A 26,855-nucleotide genomic window follows, 5' to 3' on the forward strand; every position below is an offset into this window, starting at 1 on the left:
ACATGGGCCGAAGGCACACGCCCGTGATCAATTCGCAATCGATTCCGCTCTTGACCGAGACCCATCAAGTGAGCGCGCGATTACGCTCCGAACCATGCCCGACAGCACCCCTACCGCCGGTAGCTCCAGCTCCGCGCCCACCGACATCACGGAACACCGGCCCGTCTATGTCATCGGCGGCGGCCCGGGCGGTCTCGCCGCCGCGGCCGCCCTGCGCGCGCAGGGGGTGCGGGCCGTCGTGCTGGAGAAGTCCGAGAGCGTCGGCGCCTCCTGGCGCCGCCACTACGACCGGCTGCATCTCCACACCACCCGGCGCTGGTCCGCACTGCCGGGGCTCACGATGCCGCGCCGGTTCGGACGCTGGGTGGCCCGCGACGACGTGGTGCGCTACCTGGAGAAGTACGTCGAACAGCATGAGCTGGAAGTGGTGACGGGCGTCGAGGTGACCCGTATCGACCGGGCGGTGGACGGCACCGGCTGGCAGCTGACCGCAAGCGGCGGACGGGTCCTGACCGGGCGGGCCGTCGTCGTGGCCACCGGCCACAACCACACCCCACGTATCCCCGACTGGGCGGGCCGCGACACGTTCACCGGCGAGCTGCTGCACGCCTCGGACTACCGCAATCCCGCCCCGTACGCGGGCAGGGACGTCCTCGTCGTCGGCATCGGCAACACGGGGGCGGAGATCGCCGTGGACCTGGTGGAGGGGGGCGCTTCCCGGGTGCGGATCGCGGTACGCACCGTTCCGCACATCGTGCGCCGCTCCACGGCGGGCTGGCCCGCGCAGGCGACCGGCATCCTGGTCCGCAGACTGCCGGTGCGCCTGGTCGACCGGGCCGGCCGGCTGATGGCCAGGGCCGCCGTGCCCGACCTCTCCGAACAGGGCTTGCCGCGCCCGGACACGGGTCTCTACTCACGGGTCAAGGACGGCGCCATTCCGGTCCAGGACGTGGGGCTGATCGACGCGGTGCGGGGCGGCCGGGTGGTGCCGGTGCCAACCGTCGATTCATTCGACAAGGGCGCGGTGGTGCTGGCGGACGGGACCCGGATCACGCCGGACGCCGTGATCGCGGCAACCGGCTACCGGCGGGCGCTCGAAGGGCTGGTCGGACACCTCGACGTACTGGACGCACGAGGCAGGCCGGTCGTGCACGGCGGCCGCACGCCGAAGCAGGCGCCAGGTCTCTACTTCACCGGGTTCACCAACCCGATCAGCGGCATGCTCCGCGAAATGGCCCTGGACGCGGAGAAGATCGCCAAGCGGCTGGCGAAGCGAACCGGCTGACCCCGGGGGCCGTGACCCGGGACTTCGCGTCCCGCAGGCCGGCGTGCCCGGCGCTTCCCCGCCTCGTCGTCACGGACACCGCCGAGGGCGTCCTCTCCGGTCCGGAAAAGAAATTCTCGGGGTCTGTCACATCCGCGCGACGCGTTCCGTCATTGCTGTGAAGGACGAAAACGAGCGGGTGTCACCACAGGCCCCGAAGATCCGGAGGAGCAGCACCATGGAAGCACGGATGAAGAACCCGGCCGCCGTCATCCCCGAGGCCATGCCCGCCATCCAGGAACTCCTGAAGGCCACCCGGAACCGTGGCGTCCCGGACTCGACGCTGGAACTCGTCCACTTGCGGGCGAGCCAGATCAACGGATGCAGCTTCTGCGTCGACTACGGGGTCCGCAGCGCCAGGAAGGCGGGCACGGCCGACGAGAAGCTGTTCGCCGTGGCGGCCTGGCGCGAGGCGCCGTACTTCTCCGACGAGGAGCGCGCGGCGCTGGCGCTCGCCGAGGCGGCGACCCGTCTGAGCGACCGGGGCGACGCGGTGCCGGACGACATCTGGGACGCGGCGGCCGGCCACTTCGACGAGCAGGGGCTCGCCGCGCTGACTCTGATGATCGGCATCACCAACCTCTTCAACCGCCTCAACGCCACCACCAGGCAGCCGGCGGGCGCGCCGACCTGGTAGCCGGTACGCGGAGAAGGGCCTCCGCAGCCGCGGAGGCCCTTCTCGCTTTCTCCCGGCCCTACTTGGTGAAGCAGAAGTACTTCCAGGCGCCGTGCGTGGTCGAGTTCACGGTGTCGCCGGAGGAGCCGTTGACGTACGAGGAGCGCAGACGCATCCGGTAGCCGGTCTCGTGCGTGCCACCGAGCGTCACGACGGACTTGCCGTCGGTGCCGAGCTTGAAGTACTTCGAGCCCCCGTCGTACCACTTGCCCTGGTAGTAGATCTCCAGGTCCAGCTTCTGCGCGCGGTTCTTGTAGTACGTCATGGTCGTGGTGAAGACCGGGTTGGTCTTCTTGTGGAAGTACGCGTACGAGGCCGAGCCGATCTTCGCTGTTTTGTACTGCTTGGCAACCGACGTGGAGATCTTCACCCTGGCGTACGCGGTCGACTTCACGGACGTCGGCGCGTACCGGGCATCGCCCGCGAACACGGCGGTCACCGTGGTGTCCCGGGTCATGTCCACGGTCACCGACAGGTTCCCGCTGGAGTTGACCGTGCCCTTCCTGAGCAGCTTCTTCGGCTTGTCCGCGCCGAACGGGTCGGACCAGATCTCCACGGTCCGGTTCTTGTACGTCGTGCCGAGGTGCGCGGTGAACGAGACGTCCGCACCGTAGGAATACGTGGAACCGTTCCGGTTCAGCGTCAGCGACGGCGTCGCCCGGGAGACGTCCACCTTCGCGGACGCGGAGGCCGCGGTGTGCGTGGCATCACCGGCGTACTGAACGGCGTAGGTGACGTCCCCGCCCGCGGGCGGGGTGTCCGTGAACGAGAACGCGCCGTCCGCGGCGACCGTGGTCGTACCGAGCGACGTGCCCTTCGGGCTGTCGAGGTCGGTACGGACCACCGTGACCTTCGCGTCCGCCGGGAACGGCTTGTCGGAGGTCAGCCTGCCGGTGGCGCCGAGCTGCTTGCCGCGGGTCGCCCGGGCGGGAGCGGAGAGCGCCGCCGTGACCGGGTAGCGGGCGGCGTCGTCGAGGACGCGGAGATAGGTCCTGCCCTGGCCCTGGGCGATGGCGAACAGCCGGCTGCCGTCCGGCGCCCAGCTCAGACCCTGAGCGGCGATGATGTCGCCGCCGGGCGTGGACGCGCCGTAGGTGTAGGTGCGGAACGGCTGCGTCGCACCGGGCTTGAAGACGAAGACGTCCTTGTCGTACGGGCTGTTGGCGGCCAGGGCGACCGTGCCGTCCGGTGCGATCGCGGCGGAGTCGGGGCCGTACGCGTCGATCGGGTAGCCGCCGGTGCGGATCAGGTCACCGGCGTTGATCGCGGTCGCCTCGTAGGAGGAGGTGCCCGAGGTGGTGACGATCTGCGCGCCGTCGGCACTGAGCGCGAAGTCCGCCATCTCGCTGCTGGCATCGGCCTGCGTCCCCTCCTTGCGCAGGACGGGGGCGCCGGTGGACACGTCGTACACCGCGAGGCCCGACCAGGTGCCGTGGAATCCGAGCACCAGGGTGTTCCCGGCGGACTCCAGCTCGGGGGCGTCGGTCCACATGTTGCCGGGGAGCCGGCCGAGAGCGATCTCGGGGTTGCTCTGCGCGGGGTCGAACGAGCCCAGGTTGCGCGAGGACTCCTGCCCGTACGTGAACCAGACCTGTCCGCCCGCCACCGCCAGGGTCTGCGGGCCGGTGTTCTCGCCGGTGCTGTACCGGGCGGTCGCGGTCGAGTTGACCGTCTCGATGGCCACGACGGCGTCGGCGCCCGGGAGGGCCGCGTAGACGAATCCGGAGTCGGGCGAGATCGCCAGATCCCTGACGCCGGAGAGATTCGGGACGGTCGCCACGACCTGGCCCGCGTAGTCGGTGACGACGATCTTGTTGCCGGCCGGATCGCTGATGTAGACCCGCTTGTGGACACCGTCCACGGCGAGGTCGCCGTACGAGGAAACCGGCAGAGCGTTGGCCGAGTCGGCTGCCGCCGGTCCCGCGGCACCGACGGCCATGACCGACGAACTGAAGAGGACCGCGAGCGCGGTCGCCACGGTGCGCATGCGCACGTTGATACGTACCCCCAGGGAGAAACCCGGTTTGGTCGGCCGGGTGACGAGTCGGGCCGCGCGACACCCGCACATCGTCAGGTGAAGAAGTGAAGACGATGTGAAGGGCGCGGCCGCACGCGCAGCGTATGTCATGACTGCGGCAAATGGGGAGGGTTTTCGGGCCGGAGCCGGGGATCGCCGGCCCGGCGGGCCCGTCCAGCCTTTGCCTGCACACCCATTCCTGACGGAGCGTCAGTTCAGTAACCTGACAGTGTGTCAGCTTATGGCTGGCCGGGTACAGGCACCCCGACGGACTTCTGGCAGGAGTGGGCGGAACGATGCTTGGATCGACTCACGGCACCCTCACCACACACTTCCGCGCCCGGGTGGTGGCCTGCGGCGAAGAGCCGCACTCCGCCGTCCACAGCATGGCGGTCGCCGCCGCGGAAGGCGATCTCGATGTCAGCGGACGCCCGCTGCACGCTCCCGTGCCGGATCTGGACCGGTTCTTCCGGCCCGAGTCCGTGGCCGTCATCGGGGCGTCCGACGCCGAGGGTCGGCCCAATACCGGCATCACCCGGCAGCTCGTCGTCTGGGCCGAGCGGGTCGGGGCGCGGCTGCATCCGGTCCATCCCACGCGGGAGTCCGTGTTCGGCCGGCCCTGCTCCCGTTCCGTCGCGGACCTGCCGGAGCAGGTCGATCTGGCGGTGCTGCTGGTCGGCGACCCGCTTCCGTTGATCGAGGAACTCGGGCAGGCCAAGGTGAAGTTCGCGGTCGCCTTCGCCTCCGGGTTCGCCGAGACCGGCGAGGAGGGCGCCGCCGCCCAGGCGCGGCTGGCGGCCGCGGTGGAGCGGTCGGGGCTGCGGCTGCTCGGGCCGAACACCAACCTCAACGCGTTCGAGGCGTTCCGGGACGACCTCGACGGGCCGGCGATCGCCCTGATCACCCAGTCCGGTCACCAGGGCCGTCCCGTGTACACCCTCCAGGAGCTGGGCGTACGGCTGTCGCACTGGGCGCCCACGGGCAACGAGGCGGATCTGGAGACCGCCGACTTCATCTCGTACTTCGCCGAGCGCCCCGAGGTCGGGGCCATCGCCGCCTATGTCGAGGGCCTCAAGGACGGCCGCTCCTTTCTGCTCGCCGCCGACCGGGCGGCGCGGGCCGGGGTGCCGGTCGTGGCGGTCAAGGTGGGGCGTACGGAGACGGGGGCCAGGATGGCCGCGTCACACACCGGCAAGCTGACCGGCGCCGACCAGGTGGTGGACGCGGCGATGCGGCAGTTCGGCGTGATCCGGGTGGACGGGCTCGACGAACTCCAGGACACCGCGGCCCTGCTGGCCCGGGCGCGGAAGCCGCAGGCCGACGGGGTCGTCGTGTATTCGATCTCGGGCGGCACGGGCGCGCACTTCTCGGACCTGGCGACCGGGGCGGGGCTGAAGCTCCCCACCCTGTCCGAGGAGAAGCAGCGCGAACTGCACGCATGGATTCCCGGCTATCTGAACGTGGCGAACCCCGTCGACAACGGCGGGCACCCGGTCGGCGACTGGCGCGGCCGGAAGATCATCGACGCGATCCTCGCCGACCCGGACGTGGGGGTGCTGATCTGTCCGATCACCGGCCCGTTCCCCCCGATGAGCGACCGGCTCGCGCAGGACCTGGTGGACGCGGCGGAGACCACGGACAAGCTGGTGTGTGTGGTGTGGGGCTCGCCGGTCGGCACGGAGGACGCGTACCGCACGACGCTGCTCGGCTCGTCGCGCGTCGCCACCTTCCGCACCTTCGGCAACTGCATCACCGCCGTGAAGGCCTATCTGGACCACCACCGGTTCGCCGCCTCGTACCGCTCGCCCTTCGACGAGGCGCCGCGCACCCCGTCGCCCTCGTTCCGCAAGGCGCAGGCCCTGATGCGCCCGGGCCACCAGCTGAGCGAGCACGCGGCAAAGCAGCTGCTGCGGGCGTACGGAATCCGCGTGCCGCGGGAGCAGTTGGTGACGAGCGCCGCGGCGTCCGTCCGAGCCGCGGGCCTGGTCGGCTACCCGGTCGTGATGAAGGCGTCCGGCGCGCGGCTCGCCCACAAGACGGAGCTGGGCCTGGTCAAGGTCGGGCTCACCTCCGCGAGCCAGGTCCGCGACGCGTACCGCGAACTGACCGACATCGCGCGGTACGAGGGCGTCGAGCTCGACGGCATCCTGGTCTGCCAGATGGTCGAGCGGGGCGTCGAAATGATGGTCGGCGTCACGCACGACGCCCTGTTCGGACCGACGGTCACGGTCGGGCTCGGCGGCGTGCTCGTGGAGGTGCTGCACGACGCCGCGGTGCGGGTGCCGCCGTTCGGCGAGGACCAGGCGCGGTCGATGCTCGGCGAACTGCGCGGCCGGGCCCTGCTGGAAGGCGTACGCGGCGGACCGCCGGTGGACGTCGACGCGCTCGTCGAGGTCGTGCTGCGGGTCCAGCGGATGGCGCTGGAACTGGGCGACGACATCTCCGAGCTGGACATCAACCCGCTGATGGTGCTGGGGCGGGGACAGGGAGCGGTGGCGCTGGACGCGCTGGCCGTCTGCCGCTGACCGGTCACACCGCCGGCCACGGCGTCCGACGCGCCACCGGTCACACCACCTACCCAGGAGCTGCCTCATGCCGTCCTCCCCCGAAGACACCGCCGAGCACACCGGACACACCGGGTCCGCCGCACCGGCCGACCCGCTCGATTCATTGATACTCCACGCCACTGACAACGGCGTCTCGTGGATCACGCTGAACCGCCCCGAGGCGATGAACGCCGTCACCTGGGACCAGCGGGAACGCGTCATCGCGCTGCTCGCCGAGGCCTCCGCCGACCCGGCGGTCCGGGCCGTCGTCCTCACCGCCACCGGCCGCGGCTTCTGCGCGGGCGCCGACCTGCGAGGCGCGCCGTCGACCGGCGACCGGGTGCCGGGGGATGTGGCCCGTACGATCCGGCTCGGCGCTCAGCGCCTGATCGCCGCGGTCCTGGACTGCGAGAAGCCGTTGATCGCGGCCGTCAACGGCACGGCGGCCGGTATCGGTGCCCATCTCGCGTTCGCCTGCGATCTGGTGCTGGCTGCCGAGTCGGCGAAGTTCATCGAAGTCTTCGTACGCCGCGGCCTCGTGCCCGACGGCGGCGGCGCGTATCTGCTGCCGCGCCTGATCGGGCCGCAGCGCGCCAAGGAGCTGATGTTCTTCGGCGACTCGCTCCCGGCGGCGGACGCGGAACGCCTGGGTCTGGTCAACCGGGTGGTCCCGGACGAGGAACTGGAAACGGAGGCCCGCGCGTGGGCCCAGCGCCTGGCCGACGGCCCGACCCGCGCGATCGCCCTCACCAAGCAGCTGGTGAACGCCTCCCTCGACTCCGACCGGGCGACGGCCTTCGCGGCCGAGGCGATGGCCCAGGAGATCAATATGACAACGCAGGACGCCAACGAGGGCGTGGCAAGCTTCGTGGAACGGCGTACACCGAAGTACCGAGGGTTGTGAGGAATCCGGGGGCGCTCACGCCTGCATCCACCACCACCACGGAGAAACTGCTCCCGTCTGTGCCGCCGGGACTCACCGGTTGGCGTGGTCGCCGGCGGGCCCCGGCCGCAGCCCGCGGGGAAACTTCAGCCGCCGCCTCCACCCGATCGAAGGAGAGAGACCCCGACGACACCGTCACAACCGCGCTCACCAGGTGTTTGAGGGTCGTGATGGTTGGCTGATCGGGTGGCCGCCCTGGTGCAGGGGGAGCACCGGGTCGGCCGGTCAGGAGCGGTTCACGGTGGACCCCGCCCAGCCTCTGGCCGGGCGGGGTCCACGAGCGACTGGCAGCGGAGCAGGGGCTTGCGCACGGTCGAGGCGGTGTTCGCCTGGCCGATTCAGTGCTACTGGAAGAGCGCCTGTGCGTGGTTCAGGCCGTACCTGGCGACATCGGTACCCAGTGTGACCCCGGCCTCATCCGCGAGTCGGGTGTGAATGCCCAGCCAGACCCGCGCGTCCATGTTCTCCAGCGTGAGCTGGTGCCATGCGGTGTAGGTACGGACGACGCCTGGCGCGGTGCCGCTGGTCAGGGTGAACGGGGCCGTGCGCGGTCCTGCGAGGGCGGTGAGAACGGTTTCCGCCGCGCCTGCGTAGGTGTTGTGGCCGCTGGGGTAGTCCGGGTGCGCCGGGGTGGTGTGCAGCGGGTTCCATGACGGGTCGGCAGGGATCTCGCCGACGCCTGTCCGGATCGCGGTGACGGGGCGCCACAGCGGGTAGGTGTACTTGCTGTCGGAGGTGGCGATCTGGGTGTCCACCAGCGTGGCGTTGGCCAGGGCGACGAGTTCGGCCTGCTTGCGCAGCGGCTGGTGGGAAGTGGCGGCGAGCGCGACGCGAATCGGCTTGGTCCACAGGGCCGGCGAGGAGTCGAACCAGAAGTTGGCCGTGTCGGTCTGCCGCGCGGTGCGCACGGTGCTGTTCAGCTCGCCGAAGTCTCGAACCTCCTTCAGGTCGGTCTGGTACCGCTTGGACGTCGGAGCGGGAGGCGCGGGCAGTCGGAACTGGCCAGCGCATTTCAGCAGGAAGGGCCGGGCGAACCGGGTGCCGTTCTGGATGGCGGGCGCGAACGCGGGCGGGGTGGGTTGCCAGACGCCTGGCGCGGCCGGCGGCACGGCGAAGGGGGCGTTCACCGAGGCCGCGTCGAGGCCGTCTCCCTCACGGTCGTGCAGGACCTCCAGCGCCTGGCGTTCGCCGGCTGCGGCGCCCAAGGTCTCGGCCGGGCCGTCGGGGGTCTGATCCAGGGTCTGTTGCAGGGCGGCATCCAGCTCCGGGGCACGGGTGGGCACCAGTTCGACCAGGGCGCGGTGCACCGCGGCGGCCAGCGCCGCGTCCTGGTAGCCCCTGCGGTCGACCCCAGACGGCACATGTTGCAAGGCCCGCGCCGCCGCGATCCAACTGACCGCCCAGGTGCGGCTGTTGGTCACCGGAGGGAGTGATGAGCCGGCCGCCGCGATCGTGTCAGCCGTGGTGTCGTACCAGGCGAGCGCCACGGAGGCGCGAGCGTGCCCAGGCGCAGGGGCGGCGGCGACGCTCGGCGCCGCGCCGGAGGCGACCAGCAGTGCCGTGGAGGCCACCAGGGCCACACGGGTCTTCGGGGAGTTCATGGAAGTAGCTCCTCATGGTGGGGGCCGGGTGTCGGCCCGTCCGTCTGGCAGTCATGTCCGACGGGACGCAGAGAACCGAGGACCTTGCACGGGCCGCAGCAGGTTCCCGGACGAAGCCGTGGGGCCTTGGCCCGGGAACCTGCGGAGCACGGTGCCATGCGGGGATGCCGCTGCAGGCAGGGGCAGTCTTCGGCGTGGCCGGACGGGCGCCGGCAACGATGTATCCCGGGAGCCGGCAAGCCCAGGAAGTGCCCAGACATGTCTGCAGCCGGATAACGGGTGTCCGCAGGGGACCGCGTACGGAGCAGCAGACGAAGGCGGGCGAGACGACATCGTCGTCGCTCCGTCTCATCAGCGCCGGCGCACACTGCGGCACACGTGCAGGTGTTCACAGGCCCGGCAGCGGCACCCTCCTGACCCGGCGGGGTTCAGAGCCTGTCGGGTGACCTCTGATCGGGCGAAGGTCACCCGACGGACTCTCAGGCGGGGTCGGCGTTGATATGGAAGGGAACGGTGACGACGTTGGAGGCGACGCCCATCAGATCCAGGTCCTTGGCGCCGATCTTCCCATCGCCGTTGAGGTCCTTCACGACGCCGGGTGCGTCGTTGTAGACGCCGTCGTGGTTGAGGTCGTCGACGACGGCCACGGTCAGGGTGGTGTCGACGTTCTGCCCCACGATGGGGGCGCCGACGATCCAGGTGTCCCACAGTTCGGTCTTGTGCGGGGTGCGGTTGGTGACGCCGGAGAGGTTGAACAGGTTGGCCAGGTTGGTGCCGGGCCCGGAGAAGCCGGGGAGGGTGCTGTTGGTGGTGGAGTCCAGCACGACCAGTCCAGGGATCTTGTCGTCCTGGCCGGTGGAGAACGTGCCGGGGAAGGGGGCGATGTTGTTGTGCGCGGCCGGGCCGGTGAGCTGGAGCCCGTTGAAGCCGGTCCCAGCCAGGGTCTTGCCCCGGAAGGAGAGCTTCAGGTCCACGATCCAGCCCTTGCCCTCCACACCCGCGTTGTCCCCGCGCTTGGGTGAGAGGACCTCCACCTTGACCGGGTGCCTTGCGGTGGAGGCGGACTCGTCCAGGCTCGAGGCGTTCGCGCTGGACAGCCCGGAGGCCGCGACGCCCAGGCCGAGGATCATGGCCGTACCCGCGCCGAGGGACCAGCCGAGGTTCTTCTTCCTCATGACTTGTTCTCCTGAGTGTTGAGAGGCTTGCGGTCATGTGTACGACCACCTGCGGCACCCGGTTCAGCCCGCAGGTCGACCAAGTCGCACAGGGTCGGATCGTCCGGCGTCCGTCAAGGCTGCGGGGACGAGGATGCCGTCCAGCGCGCCCGTGGTCTCGACGCCCGACCCGTGTCCGCGCTCCTGTGCACACCCCTGCTGCAAAGAGCGCCGACAGGCCTTCGTTCCGACGGACGGCGAGAACCTGAGTTCGTCCGCTGCCTGCGGGTGAACTCGAACCCCCAGCTCGTCGTATACGTAGCGGCAAGGGCACACGATCAGTGCCTCAGGACACAAGAAGCCGCATGTCGCAGCCGTCCTCGAAGACGGCGCAGCCGGTGCGGTCAGGTATGGAAGTGAGTCGGATGGATCGGATCTGGTTCCGCGCCTCCCCGGGGCGCGGGCTGTCCGCCGCCTGCAGTTCGGGCCCGGCGATGGTCCAAGCGACCCCAGCCTGCGAGACGAGGACATCGAGCGTGACGCCGGACGAGCAGTTGATGACTGCGTTGTACACCGAGCACCACGATGTGCTGCTCTCCTTCGTGCGCAGGTACGTGCGCAGTCCTGAGCAGGCGGAGGACGTCGTGCAGGAGACTCTGCTGCGGGCATGGCGCAGCATCACCAAGATCGAGCCACGCCACGCCACCATCCGCTCCTATCTCTTCACGATCGCCCGCAACGTGCTCACCGACAGCTGGCGCGCTGAGCAGCGGCGTCCGGAACCGCTCTACGACGACGAGGCACTCGCGGCTGTACCTTCTGCCGATGATGTGGAGGCGGCGCTGGAGGGGCACGTGATTGCCGCAGCGTTGGAACGCTTGTCCAGCGAGCATCGTGACGTGATCCAGGCGCTGTACTTCGAGGGGCTGACCACCGCCGAGTCCGCGTCACGGCTCACGATCCCGGAGGGAACGGTCAAGTCCCGCGCCTACTACGCCGTACGCAACCTGCGCGCAGCCTTTGAAGAAATGGGAGTTCTACGGTGAGCACCGACCACGATGACGTGCGCATGCTGATCGGCGCGTATGTGCTGGGCGGTCTCAGCGAGACCGACCGCCGCGTCCTGGAGTCCCACCTGCCCACGTGCCAGGAATGCCGTGACGAGCTCGCGCGCTCGGCCCCGCTGGCTGGACTGCTCCGCCGCGCCCCGGGCATGTCCGCGCCCCGCCCCCAGGCCACGCACGAGGCCGACACCGATGCGGCGCCCCCGGCTTCGCCGACCGGGCTCGACCGCCTGCTGGAGCAGGTCCGCGCCGTCGATGTCTCACGCAGGCGCCGGGCTCGTCGGCAGTGGCTGGCACTGGCTGCGGCCCTGATCGTGGTTGCCGGGCTCGGACTGGGGTCGATGCTGCCGTTCCGGCAGTCGACCGGTCCGTCTACGGCCTTCACCTCGGCCGCCGGGTACTCCGTGTCCGGTCGTGCCACGCTCACGGCCAAGCCCTGGGGCACTGCGGTGAGCGTCACCCTGGCCGACCTGCCCGCAGGAGCGCCAGGATCCTTCATCCTCCAGGTCTCCTCGGTGGACGGCCGCAAGGAGCAGGCGGCCACCTGGGCGATCACTCCCAACGGCAGCGCCGCCGTGACGGGGGCGAGTGCCCTGCACCTTCCCGACATCCGGTCCATCTCCGTGATGGACCATGCGGGACGCATGGTCGCCACGACCCGACCACTCTGACCTGCCTCGACCACCATCCCGCGGTCCGCTCCACTGCCGGGCCCCGTCCCGCCTGCCCTGACGAGGCGCGACACGCCAATGACAACGGCGTCTCGTGGATCACGCTGAACCGCCCCGAGGCGATGAACGCCGTCACCTGGGACCAGCGGGAACGCGTCATCACGCTCCTCGCCGAGGCCTCCGCCGACCCGGCGGTCCGGGCCGTCGTCCTCACCGCCACCGGCCGCGGCTTCTGCGCGGGCGCCGACCTGCGCGGCGCCCCGTCGACGAACGACCGGGTACCCGGCAACGTGGCCCGTACGATCCGGTTCGGCGCGCAGCGCCTGATCGCCGCGGTCCTGGACTGCGAGAAACCAGTCGTCGCGGCACCCCACAAGGCTCTTCCAGCGCTGTGCGGCGGGGACTCGCCGGTTGGCGTGGGCCACCGGCGGGTCTCGGCCGCAGTCTGCCTACCTCTCGGCAAAGACGTCCTCGACGGAAGCGGCGGTGGGGACGCGCAGGAGCCAGCGACTCAGCATGTCGAGATCAGTGCAGCCCGTGATGCGTTCGCTCGCCTCGTCTGACACGTCGACGCCGACCTGGGCGAGAAGCAGCAAGATACTCCTCGCAATGCCTTCTGCGCGGCCTTCTGCGCGCCCCTCGTCCCGGATCTCTTCCGAGAGGGGTGACTTGTAAAAGGAAAGGTCCACGGCCACCAGGTTCCTCCACTGTTGTGCGGCCGGACGGTTGCCCAGGCCCTGTGCGGTGAGTTCGACGATGGGGTCGGCGATGGTTTCCGGTACGTCCCGCAGAGCGGTCGAGAGTGTTTTGAGTATGGCACCGATGTCCGGATCGCCCGCGTGTGTGATCGCAGCCAGCGTGGCCAGTGCCAGGTCCTTGCGGGCCTCGGCCACATCCTTGATCACCGGCATGTTGTGCGGGCCCGCGACCAGGGCTTGCAGGGTGAGCACGGGCGATTGCGGGTGGCCGACGGGGAACGGGCGTGCGGCCCATTCGGCGGTGGCTCGGTCCTGGCAGACGACCAGCAGCATCGGCGGCAGTTTGTACTTCGCCTGTAAGTAGGACAGGTAGTACATCCAGCTCGCCGGTTTCTCCGGGTCCTTCTTGCCCTGGGCCTCGATCGCGAGGAGGTACGACTGGTCGTCCTCCATGTCGATGCGCAGCAGGGTGTCGACACGGCGTTCGAGGGGCCTGTTCTCGGTGAGGTCCGTAGGCATGACGGTGGCCGAGGCGGGTGGTCCAATTTCGACCCCCAGTACCTCGGAGACGCGGGAGAAAAGTCCCGGATACTCCTGGAAGATGCGGTGCATCGCCTCGTGGGACGAGCTGACCATGTGGATTTCCTAGAGTTGTTGAGCGGTCGGATGAGAGTTGTCGGTCCGGCAGTCGGGGCACCCCCCTGGCTCCGCCGCGCGGAACGCCCGGTCGCAGCCGTCGCAGTTCTGCAGCGGAAGCGGCCGGGGCGGGAGATCGGCCGGGGCCCGGAACGGGGGTGGTGGCGGAAGCCGGGCGGTGAGCCGGTGGGCGAGGAGACCGGCGGGGCGGCGCAGCCCTTCGGGTGGGAGTTCGCTGGTCAGGGCGTGTTCTACGGCGGCGGGGCCGACCTCGCGCTCCAGCCATGTGGCAACCCCCGGGGCCAGAACGTCCACGTCCTGCGCGGAGAGCAGCAGGCGCGGGTCCTGGCGGTGCAGCCCGGCGAGCAGGTCGGCGGCGGTCCGGAGGAGGGACGCTGCGGGAAAGGCCGGCTGCGGTACGAGGAGGGGCCTGGACCGGCTGTATGGGGCGCTCTCGCGGCGTGGTGCGGGCACGGTGTGGGCCGGAGACCGGAGCGGACGCGTGTCGTCGGCTTCGGGCTCCCGGCAGGGCCGGATGGGCGCGGGCGGCCGGGCCGTACGCTGCGGGCGCGGTGGACACTCGCGACCTGGTGCGGCGTCTGTGGGCCGCCGGTCGGCAGGGTAGTTGCAGGAGACGGTACGGGTGACGATCCGGCCGTTGGCCAGGCGCGTACGGGTGCGTCGCAGGTAGCCGTGGGCTTCGAGTTCGCGTAACGCGGCGGCGATCCGGGCCTCGCTCTCCGGGAAGCGGCCGGCGAGGTCCTTGATGCCGATCCTCGCTCCGGCGGGCAGCGACTGGATGTGCGCGGCGAGCCCGATCGCGGTGAGGGAGAGTTCACGGTGCTGGGTGAGGTGGTTGCCCACGACCGTGAAACGGCTGGTGTGCCGGGTGTTGTCGTGTACGACACCGGAGGACGGCGTGGCGTCTCCGCGTACGCGGGACGGGGCGCGCGAGGGCGCGCTAATCTGCCGGGTATCCATCGGGAAGCCTCTTACTTCCTCGTTGGTCAGGCCCTCGATCGGGATGCCAGTCCCGGCCGGGGGCCGTCGCATGTCTGGGGTTGTTCGTCGCGGCGAGCATATGCCAACCAACCGGCCCGAATGGCAGCCAAGTTGGCCAATCTCACCCATGTGGGTGACGGGAGGCGGGGTGAGGTTGGGAGGGGTCATTTCCCAAGTTCTTCAAGGTTTTTGATGTCGTGCGGAGCCGCGCCGCGGAGGACCGAATCGCGGAAATCCACGACCCGGTGGCGGCGGTTACGGTACGAGGTCTAGCTCGGCCCAGACGGCCTTACGGGGGAAGGGCCCGGGACTGACACCCCACCGGTCCGCAAGTGCCTCGACGATCAGCAGACCGCGCCCGGATTCGCAGTCGCCGTCCGGGACAGCCGTGCCCGTCGGACCGGACGGAAGGCACTCGCCACGGGCGTCGCTCACCTCGATCCGCAGGAGCGCGCCGCCGTCGTGGACCGTGAGGTCGAGCCGGAAGTCCCGCCCCGGCACGCGGCCATGGACCATGGCGTTGGCCGCCAGTTCGGCGACGATCTGCGCGGCCGACTCCGAAGGGAGCCCCCACTTGCCCAGATACGCGGCGGTGAGCAGCCGGGCCAGCCTGGCTCCTCGGCGGGTGGGCGAGAGCAACACGGTGAACGTGCGGCTGAGGGCTGGGGGTTGGGAGACGGTGATTTCTTGTTTCACGTCACTGAGCGTGGCCGGGCGCGCATACGCTGAACAGTGATCAAGCGGATGCGTACGGTGACTGTCCGGCGCTTGTCCGGGCTGTCCTGAGCAGACGTGCGGGTAGGTGGTGCCGCGATCGTGACGGCACGTCGGAGGTGGCGCGTATGTGGGTGGATGCGGACGGTACGGAGCGGTCCGGGGGCGAGACGGACGAGCCCGGCTGGGAGGTCGACCCCGACGACGAGTCCGGCGCGGCGGTCGTTGCCACGGTGGGGCGGCAGTTGAGGCTGCGCCGGGAGGCGGCCGGGATGCGGGCGGCCGAGTTCGGTGTGGCGATCGGCTATGGGGAGGACCAGGTCTACAAGGTCGAGGCCGGGAAGCGGATTCCGCGCCCGGAGTATCTGGACAGGGCGGACGAGGTGCTGGGCGCGGGTGGGCTTCTCACCGCGATGAAGAAGGACGTTGCGGAGGTCCGGTACCCGAAGAAGATTCGGGATCTGGCGCGGATGGAGGCGCGGGCGGTGGAGCTGCTGTCGTACGGGAGCCACGCCATGCACGGCCTCCTGCAAACTGAGGCGCACGCCCGCGCGTTGCTGCGAACGCGACGTCCTGCCTACTCGGTCACCGAGTTGGAGCGGATGCTTGCAGCCCGCATGGCTCGGCAGTCCGTCTTCGACCGGTCACCTGCACCGGAACTCAGCTTTGTCCTGGAAGAGGTGACACTGCGGCGCCCATTCGGGGGCACAATGGTGCAGCGTCAGCAGCTCGAACGCCTGTTGGAGGTGGGGCAGATGCGGAACGTTGAGATCCAGGTGATGCCGACCACTCGCTGGGACCATCCCGGAACGGGTGGGAGGATCCAGGTTCTCAAGTTCGACGACGGCTCGGCAGTCGGCCGCATCGACGACGAGTACGGCGGTCGCCCCGTCTCTGCTCCGAAACAACTCCGTGTACTTGAGCTGCGCTATGGCATCATCCGGGCCGAGGCTCTCACTTCACGGGAGTCGCTGGACTTCATCGAGCAAGTGCTGGGAGAAACATGATCCGCATGCCCTCTGCCGAGGAATCCGACCAACTCAGCTGGTTCAAGAGCAGCTACAGCGATACCAGCAACGGCAACGACTGCATCGAAGTCGCGGCCACCCCCGGCACGATCCACGTTCGCGACTCCAAAAACACCCAGGGCCCCCGATTCACCATCGCGACCCACGCCTGGACCGACTTCGTCACGTACGCCGCCAGGAGCTGATCGCCGAGCGCTCACGCCCCCGAGCCGGTTCATCCGGGCTCCGGGGCGCGGCTTACGGCCCCTGCGCTCCCGGAACCCCGCTTCCCCCGCCCTTCCTATCTGACGCATCATCAGTTTCAATGGGGAGCGTGATGGGACACGCAGGCATGGCCGCCACCGCCGTCCGGTACCTCAGGTCCGTCGGCGCCGCCGCCACCACCGCAGCGCCGACACCGGTCGATCCGCTGCCGCGCCCGGATCTGCGGGCGATCGCGGACGACGAGCGACCGCCGGTCGAACCGTCCGAGTTCCGTCGCGTACTCGGCCATTTCGCGAGCGGAGTCACCCTCGTCACCGCGCACGACCCGGACGACGCCGAAGGACCGGCGGGCTTCGCCTGCCAGTCGTTCGCCTCGCTCTCCCTGGACCCGCCGCTGGTCACGTTCATGGTCGCCCGTACGTCGACGACCTGGCCCCGCATCGCCCGCGCCGGGGCCTTCTGCGTCAACATCCTGGGCGCGGACCAGGGCGCGCTGTGCCGGAGCTTCGCGGTCAGCGGTGCCGACAAGTTCGCGGGGGTGGCGTACAAGGCGGCTCCCGCGACAGGGTCACCGCTGCTGGACTCCGTACCGGCCTGGATCGACTGCCGCATCCAGGCCGTCCACACGGGGGGCGACCATCTGATCGTCGTCGGCCGGGTGGAGGCGCTGGGGGCGGCGGACGGGAGTGATCCGCTGCTGTTCCACCGGGGGGCCTTCGGACGGTTCGGGCCGCTCACCGGATGAGCGTGCACCGGGGCCCCGGCCCAAACCAATGGGTGAACGTGCACCAGGGCCTCCGCCCGGCGCGCAAGTGGCCGTTCAGCCGACGGTGTCGTGCAGCAACTCCCGCAGTTTCAGCGCCGCCGGAAGCGGCGCGGCGGGCAGCGCGACATGCACGGTCCGGCGCGGGGCGAGGCCGCCGAGCCGGCAGATGGCCAGTTCGTCCGGGACCGCCCAGGCGGCCAGTGAGGGGACCAGTGCAACGCCCAGCCCCGCGGCCACGTAGCCGAACTTCCCGGTCCACTCCGCGATTCGGACGATCTTCCTCGGCTGGAAGCCGGCCCGTGCGCACACCTCGGCGAGCATCGTGGGCCGGTCCGTGGGCGAGTCCTGGAGCCACGCCTCCTCGCGCAGTTCGCGCAGATCGATCGTCCCGGCTCCGGCCAGGCGATGGTCCCGGGGCAGCACGACGAACAGTTCGTCCTCCATCAGAACCTCAGTGCCGACACCGTCGGCCGACGGCAGACCGGACGGATAGTCGCTGACCACGGCGAGGTCGAGCGCCCCCTCCGCGAGACGCTGCATCAAGGCGCCGCTCCGGCCCTCGACCGCTATGACGTCCACATCCGGCCTGGACCGCACAAACACCCGCAGAGCGGCGGGCACCAACGAGATGTTGGCGGTGGCGAACGCCCCCACACGCAGCGTCCCACCGTGCCCGGCATGGATCACGGTCAGCTCGTGCTCCGCCCTCGACAGACGATCGAGCACCTCCACAGCGTGACGGTGCAGCGCGTGACCGGCGGGATTCAGCCGTACGCCCCGGGCGAGCCGTTCGAACAGCGGGCCGCCCGCCTGCTTCTCCAACGAGGCGATGCGCCGGGACACCGCGGACTGGGTGTAGTCGAGCCGGACCGCGGCCTTCGTGAACGAGCCGGTCTCGGCCACCGTCACCAGCAGACGCAGTGCGTCGATCTCGAACACATTCCCCCCAAGCATGGCTCCCATGCAATCTAGTCGCTGGTGGAATGCCTTGTCCCGCCCTAGCGTCAATCACGTGGTCGCGCTTGCGCGACGAGGGCCGGTGGGAACCGCTGCCGACCGTGCTTTCACCGAAGGACCAACTCCGAGGGGGAATCATGTCGTTACTGCCGAAGGCCGGGCCGGGGCGGGCCCGGTGAACGCGGGAGCCGCGCCCGCGCTGCCGGCGATGCTGGCCGATCTGGAGGAGCTCGTGGTCTGCGAGTCCTTCTCGGCCGACCACGCGGCGCTGGCGCGCAGCGCCGAGGTCGTCGGCGCCCAGGGGACGAGGCTGCTGGGCCGGGCACCGGAGACGATCGTGATCGACGGGGTGCCTCATCTGCGGTGGGTCTTCGGCACCCCGTGCGTCCTGCTGGTGGGACACCACGACACGGTGTGGCCCATGGGCTCGCTGGAGACGCATCCCTGGTCGGTGACCGACGGGGTGGCCCGGGGCCCGGGGGTCCTGGACATGAAGGCCGGGCTCGTGCAGATGTTCCACGCCCTGGCATCCCTGCCGTCCCCGGACGGCGTTTGCGTGCTGGTCAACGGGGACGAGGAGGTCGGTTCCCCGACCTCCCGGGAGCTGATCGAGGAATCCGCACGCGGTTGCGCGGCGGCCTTCGTGCTGGAGGCCTCGGCGAACGCGGAGGGTGCCCTCAAGACCGCCCGCAAGGGCACCTCGCGGTACGAGGTCGTGGTGCACGGCCGGGCTGCGCATGCCGGTCTGGAACCGGAGAAGGGAGTCAACGCCGCGATCGAGGCCGCTCATCAGGTCCTGGCCATCGCCGGACTCGCGGCTTCGATGGACCACCCGACCGGTTCGCCGCTGGGCGACCCGACCGTCACACCCACCCTGCTGTCCGCCGGCAGCACCATCAACACGGTGCCCGCTCAGGCCAAGGTGTCGGTGGACGTACGTGTGCCGACCGCGGCGGCGCAGGACCGGATGGACACGCTCATGCGAGGACTGACCGCCCGGACGGACGGGGCGCGTCTGAGGGTTCTCGGCGGCAGGAGGCGGCCTCCCATGGAGCCGGAGGCCTCCGCCGAGCTGTTCGCCCTCGCCTCCGCGATCGCCTCGGAGCTGGGGCAGGAACCCCTGCGAGGCGTCGCCGTGGGTGGCGCCTCCGACGGCAACTACACCGCGGGCATCGGCTGCCCGACGCTGGACGGCCTGGGTGGCGTCGGCAGCGGCGCCCACGCGGACAGCGAGCATGTCGTGACCGGGCAGCTGATCCCCCGGACCCATCTCCTCGCCCGACTGATCGCGCGGACCCGGCGATGACCCGACCAGCACCGACCGCCCTGTCGCCCGAGGCCGCCGAACTGGCTGCCCGTCATCAACTCGGCGCGCTGGAAGGCACATTCACCCCAAAGCGCCTGAGCAAGCCGGTCTTCGCCCTCTACATCTTCACCATCGTCCACCTCTTGGCGATCTTCGTGATACCTGGCCTGCTGTTCTTCTGGTGGCTGCGCCGGACTCCGGACTTCAGCAGAAAACAGGCCGCCAAGCGCCTCCACCTGTTCGAGAACGGAATGATCGTGCACCCGCGGTCCGGCGACGGCATGGTCGCCATCCGCTGGGACTCCGTGCGGCTCTACCAGGACATCACCCAGAAGATCATCAATGGTGTTCCCGGCCCCACCAACCGCGTCTACTCCGCAGTCGGCCCGGGCCGCGTCAGCGCAACGATCACGGAATTCTACGAAGGCCCCGGAACCTGGGGACCTCATATGCAGGGGGCCATTCTCCGCGCCCAGGGACCGGCGGTCCTGCAATCGATCCTGGAAGGCCGGACGGTCAACTTCGGGGACTTCTCGCTCTCCCGCACCGGCATGGCCACCACCAGGAACGGTCACCTCCCCTGGTCCGACGTCCAGGAGATCCAGGTCGGGGCGGGCAGGGTGCACATCATGAGGGCCGGTGAATCCGGCCGCTGGTGCAGCGTCGCGGTCAGCGACATCGCGAACTTCCACGTCTTTCTGGCGGTCGCCGAGAACCTCTCCGCCTGAGAGCCTGTCGGGCACCGTGCGCCCTTCGGTGCCCGACCGCGTCCGGCACCGTCAGCCGGCGGCGCCGGACGGCTCCCGGGCCCGCCGGATCACCAGCGCCATCAGCGCAGCCGTCGCGCACAGTGCCCCCGCCGAGTACCAGACCACGTTGTACGTGCCGAACACATCGCGCGCCACACCCCCCAGGAAGGCCACGAGCGCGGCGCCCACCTGGTGCGAGGCGAGGACCCAGCCGAAGACGATCGCGCTGTCCTCGCCGTACTGCTCACGGCACAGGGCGATGGTCGGCGGGACCGTGGCCACCCAGTCGAGGCCGTAGAACACGATGAAGAAGACCATCGGCGGTTCCACCGTCGGCTCCATCAGGATCGGCAGGAAGAGCAGCGAGATACCGCGCAGGGCGTAGTAGACGGCGAGGAGCCGACGGGCGTCGAAGCGGTCGGTGAGCCAGCCGGAGAAGATCGTGCCGACGATGTCGAAGACGCCTATGACGGCGAGCAGCGAGGCGGCCGCGGTGATTTCCATGCCGTGGTCGTGGGCCGACGGCACGAAGTGCGTACGGATCAGGCCGTTGGTCGAGGCGCCGCAGATCGCGAAGGTGCCCGCGAGCAGCCAGAACGGTCCGGTGCGGGCGGCGTCGACCAGCACGCGTACGGTACGGGCCGCCGCGCCCCGGGCGGGCGCCGGCTTCTCGACGTACTCGCCGCCGTAGGGGGCCAGGCCCGCATCGGCCGGGTGGTCGCGCATCAGCAGCCAGACGAACGGTACGACGGCGAGTGCGGACAGGGCCACGGTGACCGACGCCGGGCGCCAGCCGTGCTTGTCGACGATCCAGGCGCAGAGCGGCAGGAAGACCAGCTGTCCGGAGGCGCCGGCCGCGGTGAGGATGCCGGTGACCAGTCCGCGTCTGGCGACGAACCAGCGGTTGGTGACCGTCGCCGAGAAGGACATCGCCATCGAGCCCGAGCCGAGGCCGACGAGGACGCCCCAGTAGATCATCAACTGCCAGGAGGCCGTCATCCAGATGCTGGCCAGCGCCCCGCCGGCGACCGCGGACAGGGCCACCACCACGACCCGCCGGATGCCGAAGCGGTCCATCAGCGCGGCGGCGAACGGCGCGGTCAGCCCGTACAGGGCCATGTCGATCGAGACGGCCAGCCCGATCTCCCCGCGCGACCAGTGGAACTCGGTGTTCAGCGGGTCGATGAGAAGGCCGGGAAGGGAGTTGAACGCCGCCCCGCCGATGATCGTCACGAAGGTGACGGCCGCGATGATCCAGGCCCGGTGGATGCGCAGGCGGGAGGGGCCGGGGGACGGCATGCGGTCGACGGGGCGTTCGTCGTCCCGGGCGGCGGCGCTATCGGTTGTCTGGGTCACGTCACACAGCATCCGGTCCGGCGGGGGGTCTCCACGAGTGGCCCGAGGGACATGGTTCGCAGGGATCGGGCCATGGGGGAAGGCGTACGACGGCCCCGGGACTGGTGGGCTCGCATGTTGAGGTGTCGCGTATTCGCGGCTGAGGCCCGCAATTCCATGACGCTGTGTGAGCGGTCTGGGGCGGTCGATTGCGGTCTGAGTGTCGGCGTACTCGTTGAAGTGCTCAGGCAGGTACGGATGAACGTGTTCACCTTGGTGGTCGTCAAGGTGGCGGCCGGGTGGGGAAGAAGGCCTCAGGGGCAGGGGGTGGTTGTCTGCCAAGTCAGAGAGAACGGATCATCGGCTCATGACTATGAGCCGAGGTGTCTTCGACGACGTCCCTTTGACCACGCTCTTCCCCCGCCTCTCGGCTGCTGACGTGGACTCTCTGAAACAGGCGGTCCGCGCGGTTGATGCGGCTCGTGTCGACGGAGACAGGGCGGAGTGGAAGTGGGCACTGGATCACGTGGTCTTCCCGGGCCCGCAGCCGTGGACGCCCATCATCCTCGGCCTGGATGTCATCGAGCATGCAGGCGGGGGCGATCAGCTGGAGTTCCTGCTTCAGGTGGTGTGGACGGATCGGGGCCAACTCGCGGTCGACGCGGCCGTGAACGTGGCCTGCTGGTGCGAGACCGATCACGCCACCCATGATGTTGATGCCCTCAGGCTTGTTGTCGGTGAGAAGACCTCGCTTCCCCAAGCAGTCGAAGCAGGTGCTGAGCGTCTGACCAGATGGTTGGCAGATCCTCGTGATGCGGACTACTGGCGGGGCCGAGCGGCTCTGCCGCCCCGCCGGCCGTGAGAAGAACCTGGCGGGGTCACGGCCACGAGGCGTTGGAGCAGCTTTTCGACGAGGCAGAGATCATTCCCGCTGATCTCTTCCGGGCTTCGGGCGCCTGAGTGTTCGGCCGAACGGCTCCTGGCGGTCACCGCTTGTGGCCGCCTGGGGCGTATCGGCTCCAGGTTCCGCCGGCTTCGGTGACCAGCCGCGTGGTGGTTTTGTCGTGGTAGCCGAGCGCCTTCGCGATGACGGGGGCCGGGGCTTGGAGGACGAGCTGGCGGATCGCGGAGGTCCTGCCGCGCTGCGGAGGGACGCCGATCTCGCGCAGGTGGACCTGGAGGCTGACCGGGTTCATCGGCTGCCCGGGCTGGCGGCCGGGGAAGAGCCATCGGGCACTTCTGCTGCTGGCGTAGGCAGGTGCTGGCGGGAACGGAGGTAGGCCCGCATCAGCTCGGCGACGGGCTCCGGGAGGGGAGACGGTGGATCTCCGAGGCAGACGGCGATAGTGGTGCCGTCGTCGGTGACATCGTCGATGGTTAGGCGAACGATGCGGCTCACGGGCTGGGCATAGAGGAGGACGAGCGCGGCAACGATGCGGCTCCGCAGAGGCAAGGAGTCGTCGTTGAGGACCCGCCGGAGCATGGCGAGGCGGCGGTGTTGGTGCAGCGGCGCCTGGTCCTGGGTGATGACCTGGGGCGGAAGGGTGGGGCTGGGCATCCGGCCCGTTTTCATGCACCAGCGGAGGAACGTCTGGGCTGGGCGCCGGGTGGCCAGCTTCTCGGTGTGCCAGGCGTCGAGGTCGGCCTGCCGACAATGCTCGATGGTGCGGCCGCGGTCGGCGAGCCAGCCAAGGAAGGCGCCGGCCTGGGTGGTCTCCTGCTTGGCCTGGTGCGTCTGGGAGCGTCCCAGCGGCCCCTTCTCCGCCGTGGCCCGCAGTCGGCGCATCTGGTGCCAGGTGGCGAAGTGCCGGAGAAGCAGGTGGTGTTCGGGGTCCTCGATGGTGGCGAGCCGTTCGGTCAGCCAGCGCTGATAGAAGAAGATCGTGCGCCTCGCCTTTCCCGGCGGGCGCTGACAGGCGAATACCGACACGCGCCAAGGTGGCGTTAGGCGGGCTGCGGGGCGGGCGTTGCCGGAGCGGCCGCGACCTTGCGGGTCTCGCGCATTATCAGCAGGCCGTTGACCACCATCAGTGTCGCGGTCAGGCCGTGGACGCCGAGCGCGGTGGCCACGGAGCCGTGGTGGGCCAGCACGGTGGCCATGTCGCCGTACGCGGCGAGGGCCTCCACCAGCAGCACCCAGCCCAGCGCCCGGCGGTGGCCCGTCACCAGCAGGATGCCCAGGACCAGGGCCAAGACGACGTCGCGGATTCCCTTGATGATCAGGAAGCCGTCGCCGTCGCCGGACGGCCAGCTCGGCAGGCCGAAGCCCGGCGCCGTCGTCTCCGGGCTCAGGATGAACTCCACCCCGAACCAGAGGATGAAGAGGATGAAGGCGGCGGCCAGGACGGTGTTGATCTTCTTCAGCGACATTGTTCTTCTCCTTGCGAGTCTTCGTCAGCTTGGTGAGCTTCGTGGAGCTTGCTGAGTCGTGTGGGGCCTGATCAGGCCGCGCGGACGCGGCTGATCGAGGGGCGTAGTTTGTCGGGATCGCAGTTGTGGGATCTGAGCGGCAGTTGCATTCCCGAATGTCGGGATTTCGGTGGCCAGCTGCCGCCCGGGGAGTGGGGATTGTGCGCCACCGGCGCGGCGTCGGCCCGCGGGGTCAGTAATCCGAAGCCCTGTCGGGCTCATCCCGACGGGGCGAAAGCCGTCGACATACAGGGGCGAACCAGGGCATGTCGGGGCGGCTTTGGTATCAGGCGAGGGGGGCGACCAGCTGGGCGAAGGCGGCGATGATGACAACGACGCGGACGTAGTGGAGGCGGTCCCAGCGGTTCATCTGCTGCTTCCAGTCGGCGGGCCGGTTGTCAGGGGTCGACGTCTTGCTCCGGTTGTTGATCGGGACGAGCAGCAGGATCGACATGATCACGCTGAGGATCAGCAGCGCGCCGGCGGTGACGACGAGGCCGGGATGAACTGGTCGCTGGAGCGCCCGTTACGCCCGTGGACGTGACAGAAGAGCCGCTCTGCCGAGCACGGCGCGTCCGAGCGCAGCCACGGTGACACGTCGACGGCCAGGACCAGCCGGCCGTCCGGAGAGCGCGGCAGTGGCAGCCCGGCCAGCAGCACACGCAGCCGGTCGACGTCGATGCAGCCCCGGTTGAGATTGCTGTACGGCCCGCCGTGCCCCCGTCGGTGTTCGGGCAGCAGCGTCAGGGCGACCGGTGACGTCACCGGACCGTCCGCGCACAGCACCACGTCGGTCGCGACTACGAACGCGATCCCGCCACCAGCGAAGCCATGATCCGCTGGGCCGCCATCGGCCTCACGACCCGGCGCTGCCCGGGGTGAGGATCTCCATGAGATGTCCGTCGGGGTCGTGGAAGTAAGTGCCCCTGCGGCCTTTGGTGTGCTTACTGTGATAAATCTGCCCAATCTCTTGGCATGCGGGATCGCCGTAGTGGGTGATTCCACCGTGCTGGATGCGGGCGAGGGCGGCATCGAACTCCTGCTCGCTGACCATGAACGCGTAGTGGTGTGGCTCAAAGTCGTCCAGCTGGTCGTAGTCCAGGCTGACCTGGTTGGCCAGCGTGACCGGCGTGAAGTGCGCCACCGGCGGATCTACACTCAGGCCGAGGATTTCGGCCAGGAACTGCGCCGAGGCTTGCGGGTCACGGGCGGGGACGATGGTGTGATTCAGTTCCACGGTCATAGTGACTCCTTTTCAGGGACGGGGCTACGCGTGGTGGCGGCCTCGGCGACCCGGCATGGTGCATGGATGCGTGACTGCCCGGGGGAAGGCAGGGCTTCTCCGGCTGCCCTCCTCCGGCTACAACTGCCGTGTCATACGTCGATCTGCTCGAAGATGTGCGGGTACGACACGATGTCGTCGGGGAACTCGGCCGCCATGCGCTGGAACTCCGGGCTGCCGAATGCCGTGGCGAGCGCCTCGGTCGACTCCCAGACCGCGACGTTCATCAGAAGCTGACTGTCCGCCGTTCCCTTGTGCATCTGCAGGGAGACGAATCCCGGCTGAGCCTTCATGAACTCGGCCTGCCTCCGAAAGAGGGCCAGGAACGATTCAGTCCTCTCCTTCGGGACGAAGAAGGTGTTGGCCAGGACGATGGGCCCGGTCTTCTCCTTGAACTGCGCGAACATCGGCGTGTGCGGGTCGAGACTCTGCAGCTTGGCCATTTTCGGTACTTCCTCTCTCTATCGGTCAGTGGGTGTCGCTGGGGCCCGCGTCCTGGGGATACCAGCGGAGTTCGAGGGTGTTGGTGTCCGGGTCCTGGATGTAGATGGAGGTGGCGGTGCCGCACTTCGGGCGCACGGCCGAGCGGTTGCGGCTGACGACCGGGCGGGTGAGCCCGCGGGCTCAGGTGAGGGCGGCGACCAGCAGGGCGAAGGCGGCGATGATGACGGCGACGCGGACGTAGTGGAAGCGGTCCCAGCGGTTCATCTGCTCCTTCCAGTCGGCGGGCCGGTTCTCGGGGGTCCACGTCTTGCTCCGGTTGTTGATCGGGACGAGCAGCAGGATCGACATGATCACGCTGAGGATCAGCAGCGCGCCGGCGGTGACGACGAGGCCGGTGCCGTGGTGGTGCCATCCGGCGATGGCCCAGACCGCGACGAGGACGAGCGAGGTGAGGTACCAGACCGGCATCACGGCGCCGAGCATCCGGCCCCCGTGGGCGTGGCCGAGTTGGCCGCTGTCACCGGGGAGTGCGTTGAGGATCGGGTTGATGACGAAGGCGACGGAGAACTCCACCCCCACCATCACGCCGACGACCACGGTGGTGACGACCTCGAGTGCGTTGAGCATGATGACCCTCTTGGCATCTAGTGTTGCTAGCTGATGAGGCAACGCTAGTACTGCTGCCGCTCTCTTGTCTAGCGATGCTAGGATCGAATCATGTCGGTACAGGAACGCAAGCAGCGCGAACGGGCGGAGCGCGAACGCCTCATCGTGGCGACAGCCCGCGAACTCGCCGAGCAGCAGGGCTGGGACGCGGTCACCACCCGCCGGCTCGCCGAGCGCATCGAATACAGCCAGCCTGTCCTCTACAACCACTTCCGCGGCAAACGCGAGATCATCGGCGCCGTCGCCCTCGAAGGCGCCGCCGAGATGGCCGTGGCGGTGCGGGCCGGGGCCTCCAGCGCGAACAGCCCGCGCGAGCGGGTCGCCGCCCTCGCCCGCGCCTACCTCGACTTCGCCGCACGCAACCCGGCGGTCTACGACGCCATGTTCCAGCTCGACGGCGGCCTGGCCTTCGCGGACGAGGACACCCCGGAACCTCTCAAGGACGCCTTCGCCGCGCTGCTGGAGAGCCTGGGCGAGGTCGCCGGGGACGGCGTCCACCCGGGGCTGTTCACCGAGGTGTTCTGGGCGTCCTTGCACGGCCTGGCGACCCTGACCCGGGCGGGACGGCTGCCGCCCGGCGACACCGAGCCGAGGGTGGAGCTGCTGGTGGACCGGCTCGCCATGGTCTGACACACCATCCCGGCGGGCACGCAGCCGGGGCCC

28 protein-coding genes and 3 pseudogenes are annotated in these 26,855 nt (G+C 69.6%); 14 read left to right on the forward strand and 17 right to left on the reverse strand.

All coding sequences use genetic code 11. The features are described 5' to 3' along the window. Positions 1–94: 94 nt before the first annotated feature. Both ACWD6R_RS00355 and ACWD6R_RS00360 read left to right on the forward strand, forming a co-directional pair. Positions 95–1,285: a flavin-containing monooxygenase gene (locus ACWD6R_RS00355; protein WP_451816626.1), complete on the forward strand. Its 1,191-nt coding sequence runs from the start codon at positions 95–97 to the stop codon at positions 1,283–1,285. A gap of 217 nt (positions 1,286–1,502) precedes the next feature. Continuing rightward, positions 1,503–1,961, forward strand: coding sequence for a carboxymuconolactone decarboxylase family protein (locus tag ACWD6R_RS00360; protein WP_451816627.1), 459 nt, complete (start codon positions 1,503–1,505; stop codon positions 1,959–1,961). 58 nt (positions 1,962–2,019) lie between these two features. On the opposite strand, the gene ACWD6R_RS00365 is transcribed toward ACWD6R_RS00360, so the two are convergent. After that, a complete protein-coding gene (locus ACWD6R_RS00365) occupies positions 2,020–3,987 on the reverse strand; it encodes an Ig-like domain repeat protein (protein ID WP_451816628.1) in 1,968 nt (655 codons plus the stop codon). Positions 3,988–4,313: 326 nt separating this feature from the next. On the opposite strand from ACWD6R_RS00365, the gene ACWD6R_RS00370 reads away from it, so the two are divergent. Both ACWD6R_RS00370 and ACWD6R_RS00375 read left to right on the forward strand, forming a co-directional pair. Then, the gene (locus tag ACWD6R_RS00370; RefSeq protein ID WP_451816629.1) at positions 4,314–6,542 is read left to right on the forward strand and encodes an acetate--CoA ligase family protein; all 2,229 of its coding nucleotides are present in this window, start codon (positions 4,314–4,316) and stop codon (positions 6,540–6,542) included. A gap of 67 nt (positions 6,543–6,609) precedes the next feature. Continuing rightward, positions 6,610–7,467, forward strand: a complete 858-nt coding sequence (locus tag ACWD6R_RS00375; protein WP_451816630.1) for an enoyl-CoA hydratase/isomerase family protein — start codon at positions 6,610–6,612, stop codon at positions 7,465–7,467. A gap of 383 nt (positions 7,468–7,850) precedes the next feature. Here ACWD6R_RS00375 and ACWD6R_RS00380 read toward each other — a convergent pair whose 3' ends face one another. The 3 genes from ACWD6R_RS00380 to ACWD6R_RS00390 all read right to left on the reverse strand — a co-directional run bounded on the left by ACWD6R_RS00380 (position 7,851) and on the right by ACWD6R_RS00390 (position 10,835). Next, positions 7,851–9,107 (reverse strand): vanadium-dependent haloperoxidase, encoded by a 1,257-nt coding sequence (locus tag ACWD6R_RS00380; RefSeq protein ID WP_451816631.1) that lies wholly within the window; start codon positions 9,105–9,107, stop codon positions 7,851–7,853. Between the two features lie 479 nt (positions 9,108–9,586). Further along, positions 9,587–10,282: a hypothetical protein gene (locus tag ACWD6R_RS00385; RefSeq protein WP_451816632.1), complete on the reverse strand. Its 696-nt coding sequence runs from the start codon at positions 10,280–10,282 to the stop codon at positions 9,587–9,589. A 325-nt stretch (positions 10,283–10,607) separates the two neighbouring features. After that, positions 10,608–10,835: a hypothetical protein gene (locus ACWD6R_RS00390; RefSeq protein ID WP_451816633.1), complete on the reverse strand. Its 228-nt coding sequence runs from the start codon at positions 10,833–10,835 to the stop codon at positions 10,608–10,610. Between ACWD6R_RS00390 and ACWD6R_RS00395 the strand changes: the two genes are divergently transcribed. The 3 genes and pseudogenes from ACWD6R_RS00395 to ACWD6R_RS00405 form a co-directional block, all read left to right on the forward strand. Continuing rightward, positions 10,819–11,307: a sigma-70 family RNA polymerase sigma factor gene (locus ACWD6R_RS00395; RefSeq protein WP_451816634.1), complete on the forward strand. Its 489-nt coding sequence runs from the start codon at positions 10,819–10,821 to the stop codon at positions 11,305–11,307. The two genes, ACWD6R_RS00390 and ACWD6R_RS00395, sit on opposite strands and share 17 nt — an antisense overlap. After that, positions 11,304–11,996: an anti-sigma factor family protein gene (locus ACWD6R_RS00400; RefSeq protein ID WP_451816635.1), complete on the forward strand. Its 693-nt coding sequence runs from the start codon at positions 11,304–11,306 to the stop codon at positions 11,994–11,996. Before ACWD6R_RS00395 ends, ACWD6R_RS00400 begins: the two co-directional genes overlap by 4 nt. Further along, positions 11,993–12,364: pseudogene (locus tag ACWD6R_RS00405) on the forward strand (enoyl-CoA hydratase/isomerase family protein); the annotation flags it as partial. The gene ACWD6R_RS00400 and the pseudogene ACWD6R_RS00405, both read left to right, overlap by 4 nt. Positions 12,365–12,445: 81 nt before the next feature. Here the strand turns inward: ACWD6R_RS00405 and ACWD6R_RS00410 are convergent. The 3 genes from ACWD6R_RS00410 to ACWD6R_RS00420 form a co-directional block, all read right to left on the reverse strand. Further along, a complete protein-coding gene (locus ACWD6R_RS00410; RefSeq protein ID WP_451816636.1) occupies positions 12,446–13,330 on the reverse strand; it encodes a hypothetical protein in 885 nt (294 codons plus the stop codon). 9 nt (positions 13,331–13,339) lie between these two features. Continuing rightward, the gene (locus tag ACWD6R_RS00415) at positions 13,340–14,311 is read right to left on the reverse strand and encodes a helix-turn-helix domain-containing protein (protein WP_451816818.1); all 972 of its coding nucleotides are present in this window, start codon (positions 14,309–14,311) and stop codon (positions 13,340–13,342) included. A 276-nt stretch (positions 14,312–14,587) separates the two neighbouring features. After that, the gene (locus ACWD6R_RS00420) at positions 14,588–15,028 is read right to left on the reverse strand and encodes an ATP-binding protein (protein ID WP_451816637.1); all 441 of its coding nucleotides are present in this window, start codon (positions 15,026–15,028) and stop codon (positions 14,588–14,590) included. 146 nt (positions 15,029–15,174) lie between these two features. Between ACWD6R_RS00420 and ACWD6R_RS00425 the strand changes: the two genes are divergently transcribed. From ACWD6R_RS00425 to ACWD6R_RS00435, 3 genes are all read left to right on the forward strand, one after another. After that, positions 15,175–16,053, forward strand: a complete 879-nt coding sequence (locus ACWD6R_RS00425; protein ID WP_451816638.1) for a helix-turn-helix domain-containing protein — start codon at positions 15,175–15,177, stop codon at positions 16,051–16,053. Then, positions 16,050–16,259: a DUF397 domain-containing protein gene (locus ACWD6R_RS00430; protein WP_451816639.1), complete on the forward strand. Its 210-nt coding sequence runs from the start codon at positions 16,050–16,052 to the stop codon at positions 16,257–16,259. The genes ACWD6R_RS00425 and ACWD6R_RS00430 overlap by 4 nt, the downstream gene beginning before the upstream one ends. Before the next feature lie 146 nt (positions 16,260–16,405). Then, the gene (locus ACWD6R_RS00435) at positions 16,406–17,023 is read left to right on the forward strand and encodes a flavin reductase family protein (RefSeq protein WP_451816819.1); all 618 of its coding nucleotides are present in this window, start codon (positions 16,406–16,408) and stop codon (positions 17,021–17,023) included. Positions 17,024–17,098: 75 nt separating this feature from the next. Here ACWD6R_RS00435 and ACWD6R_RS00440 read toward each other — a convergent pair whose 3' ends face one another. Beyond that, positions 17,099–17,983, reverse strand: a complete 885-nt coding sequence (locus ACWD6R_RS00440) for a LysR family transcriptional regulator (RefSeq protein WP_451816820.1) — start codon at positions 17,981–17,983, stop codon at positions 17,099–17,101. Between the two features lie 226 nt (positions 17,984–18,209). On the opposite strand from ACWD6R_RS00440, the gene ACWD6R_RS00445 reads away from it, so the two are divergent. Together ACWD6R_RS00445 and ACWD6R_RS00450 are read left to right on the forward strand one after the other, a co-directional pair. Then, positions 18,210–19,307, forward strand: a complete 1,098-nt coding sequence (locus ACWD6R_RS00445) for a M20 family metallopeptidase (protein WP_451816821.1) — start codon at positions 18,210–18,212, stop codon at positions 19,305–19,307. After that, the gene (locus ACWD6R_RS00450) at positions 19,304–20,035 is read left to right on the forward strand and encodes a DUF6585 family protein (protein WP_451816640.1); all 732 of its coding nucleotides are present in this window, start codon (positions 19,304–19,306) and stop codon (positions 20,033–20,035) included. The genes ACWD6R_RS00445 and ACWD6R_RS00450 overlap by 4 nt, the downstream gene beginning before the upstream one ends. A 51-nt stretch (positions 20,036–20,086) precedes the next feature. Here the strand turns inward: ACWD6R_RS00450 and ACWD6R_RS00455 are convergent, their stop codons facing one another. Then, positions 20,087–21,412 (reverse strand): MFS transporter, encoded by a 1,326-nt coding sequence (locus ACWD6R_RS00455; RefSeq protein ID WP_451816641.1) that lies wholly within the window; start codon positions 21,410–21,412, stop codon positions 20,087–20,089. Between the two features lie 382 nt (positions 21,413–21,794). On the opposite strand from ACWD6R_RS00455, the gene ACWD6R_RS00460 reads away from it, so the two are divergent. Continuing rightward, a complete protein-coding gene (locus ACWD6R_RS00460) occupies positions 21,795–22,253 on the forward strand; it encodes a hypothetical protein (protein WP_451816642.1) in 459 nt (152 codons plus the stop codon). 124 nt (positions 22,254–22,377) lie between these two features. Here the strand turns inward: ACWD6R_RS00460 and ACWD6R_RS00465 are convergent, their stop codons facing one another. The 8 genes and pseudogenes from ACWD6R_RS00465 to ACWD6R_RS00500 form a co-directional block, all read right to left on the reverse strand. Continuing rightward, entirely contained in the window at positions 22,378–22,587 is a 210-nt protein-coding gene (locus tag ACWD6R_RS00465) for a hypothetical protein (protein WP_451816643.1), read from the reverse strand. Beyond that, complete coding sequence (locus ACWD6R_RS00470; protein ID WP_451816644.1) at positions 22,584–23,321, reverse strand: hypothetical protein; 738 nt, start codon at positions 23,319–23,321, stop codon at positions 22,584–22,586. The genes ACWD6R_RS00465 and ACWD6R_RS00470 overlap by 4 nt, the downstream gene beginning before the upstream one ends. 14 nt (positions 23,322–23,335) lie before the next feature. Continuing rightward, complete coding sequence (locus tag ACWD6R_RS00475) at positions 23,336–23,761, reverse strand: DUF4267 domain-containing protein (protein WP_451816645.1); 426 nt, start codon at positions 23,759–23,761, stop codon at positions 23,336–23,338. 325 nt (positions 23,762–24,086) lie between these two features. Further along, a pseudogene (locus tag ACWD6R_RS00480) lies at positions 24,087–24,299 on the reverse strand (anthrone oxygenase family protein); the annotation flags it as partial. Next, positions 24,299–24,592, reverse strand: a pseudogene (locus tag ACWD6R_RS00485) (transposase); the annotation flags it as partial. The pseudogenes ACWD6R_RS00485 and ACWD6R_RS00480, both read right to left, overlap by 1 nt. Positions 24,593–24,656: 64 nt before the next feature. Continuing rightward, entirely contained in the window at positions 24,657–25,043 is a 387-nt protein-coding gene (locus ACWD6R_RS00490) for a VOC family protein (RefSeq protein WP_451816646.1), read from the reverse strand. A gap of 131 nt (positions 25,044–25,174) precedes the next feature. After that, positions 25,175–25,525, reverse strand: a complete 351-nt coding sequence (locus tag ACWD6R_RS00495; protein ID WP_451816647.1) for an antibiotic biosynthesis monooxygenase family protein — start codon at positions 25,523–25,525, stop codon at positions 25,175–25,177. Between the two features lie 181 nt (positions 25,526–25,706). After that, positions 25,707–26,153 carry an anthrone oxygenase family protein gene (locus tag ACWD6R_RS00500; RefSeq protein WP_451816648.1) on the reverse strand — a complete coding sequence of 149 codons (447 nt, stop codon included), beginning with the start codon at positions 26,151–26,153 and terminating at the stop codon, positions 25,707–25,709. A gap of 90 nt (positions 26,154–26,243) precedes the next feature. Here ACWD6R_RS00500 and ACWD6R_RS00505 point away from each other — a divergent pair, with 90 nt between their 5' ends. Next, on the forward strand, positions 26,244–26,822 hold the full coding sequence (locus ACWD6R_RS00505) for a TetR/AcrR family transcriptional regulator (RefSeq protein WP_451816649.1): 579 nt from the start codon (positions 26,244–26,246) through the stop codon (positions 26,820–26,822). Positions 26,823–26,855: the final 33 nt, after the last annotated feature.

This window comes from Streptomyces sp. NPDC005151 (assembly GCF_053599875.1).

Coding starts and splice junctions, on each gene's coding strand:
- ACWD6R_RS00365 (WP_451816628.1), bottom strand. CDS start 3,987: ATGCGCACCGTGGCGACCGCGCTCGCGGTCCTCTTCAGTTCGTCGGTC.
- ACWD6R_RS00385 (WP_451816632.1), bottom strand. CDS start 10,282: ATGAGGAAGAAGAACCTCGGCTGGTCCCTCGGCGCGGGTACGGCCATG.
- ACWD6R_RS00450 (WP_451816640.1), top strand. CDS start 19,304: ATGACCCGACCAGCACCGACCGCCCTGTCGCCCGAGGCCGCCGAACTG.
- ACWD6R_RS00410 (WP_451816636.1), bottom strand. CDS start 13,330: ATGGTCAGCTCGTCCCACGAGGCGATGCACCGCATCTTCCAGGAGTAT.
- ACWD6R_RS00395 (WP_451816634.1), top strand. CDS start 10,819: ATGACTGCGTTGTACACCGAGCACCACGATGTGCTGCTCTCCTTCGTG.
- ACWD6R_RS00425 (WP_451816638.1), top strand. CDS start 15,175: ATGTGGGTGGATGCGGACGGTACGGAGCGGTCCGGGGGCGAGACGGAC.
- ACWD6R_RS00370 (WP_451816629.1), top strand. CDS start 4,314: ATGCTTGGATCGACTCACGGCACCCTCACCACACACTTCCGCGCCCGG.
- ACWD6R_RS00360 (WP_451816627.1), top strand. CDS start 1,503: ATGGAAGCACGGATGAAGAACCCGGCCGCCGTCATCCCCGAGGCCATG.
- ACWD6R_RS00490 (WP_451816646.1), bottom strand. CDS start 25,043: ATGACCGTGGAACTGAATCACACCATCGTCCCCGCCCGTGACCCGCAA.
- ACWD6R_RS00415 (WP_451816818.1), bottom strand. CDS start 14,311: ATGGATACCCGGCAGATTAGCGCGCCCTCGCGCGCCCCGTCCCGCGTA.
- ACWD6R_RS00475 (WP_451816645.1), bottom strand. CDS start 23,761: ATGTCGCTGAAGAAGATCAACACCGTCCTGGCCGCCGCCTTCATCCTC.
- ACWD6R_RS00465 (WP_451816643.1), bottom strand. CDS start 22,587: ATGAACCCGGTCAGCCTCCAGGTCCACCTGCGCGAGATCGGCGTCCCT.
- ACWD6R_RS00435 (WP_451816819.1), top strand. CDS start 16,406: ATGGCCGCCACCGCCGTCCGGTACCTCAGGTCCGTCGGCGCCGCCGCC.
- ACWD6R_RS00380 (WP_451816631.1), bottom strand. CDS start 9,107: ATGAACTCCCCGAAGACCCGTGTGGCCCTGGTGGCCTCCACGGCACTG.
- ACWD6R_RS00355 (WP_451816626.1), top strand. CDS start 95: ATGCCCGACAGCACCCCTACCGCCGGTAGCTCCAGCTCCGCGCCCACC.
- ACWD6R_RS00445 (WP_451816821.1), top strand. CDS start 18,210: ATGCTGGCCGATCTGGAGGAGCTCGTGGTCTGCGAGTCCTTCTCGGCC.
- ACWD6R_RS00505 (WP_451816649.1), top strand. CDS start 26,244: ATGTCGGTACAGGAACGCAAGCAGCGCGAACGGGCGGAGCGCGAACGC.
- ACWD6R_RS00375 (WP_451816630.1), top strand. CDS start 6,610: ATGCCGTCCTCCCCCGAAGACACCGCCGAGCACACCGGACACACCGGG.
- ACWD6R_RS00495 (WP_451816647.1), bottom strand. CDS start 25,525: ATGGCCAAGCTGCAGAGTCTCGACCCGCACACGCCGATGTTCGCGCAG.
- ACWD6R_RS00500 (WP_451816648.1), bottom strand. CDS start 26,153: ATGCTCAACGCACTCGAGGTCGTCACCACCGTGGTCGTCGGCGTGATG.
- ACWD6R_RS00430 (WP_451816639.1), top strand. CDS start 16,050: ATGATCCGCATGCCCTCTGCCGAGGAATCCGACCAACTCAGCTGGTTC.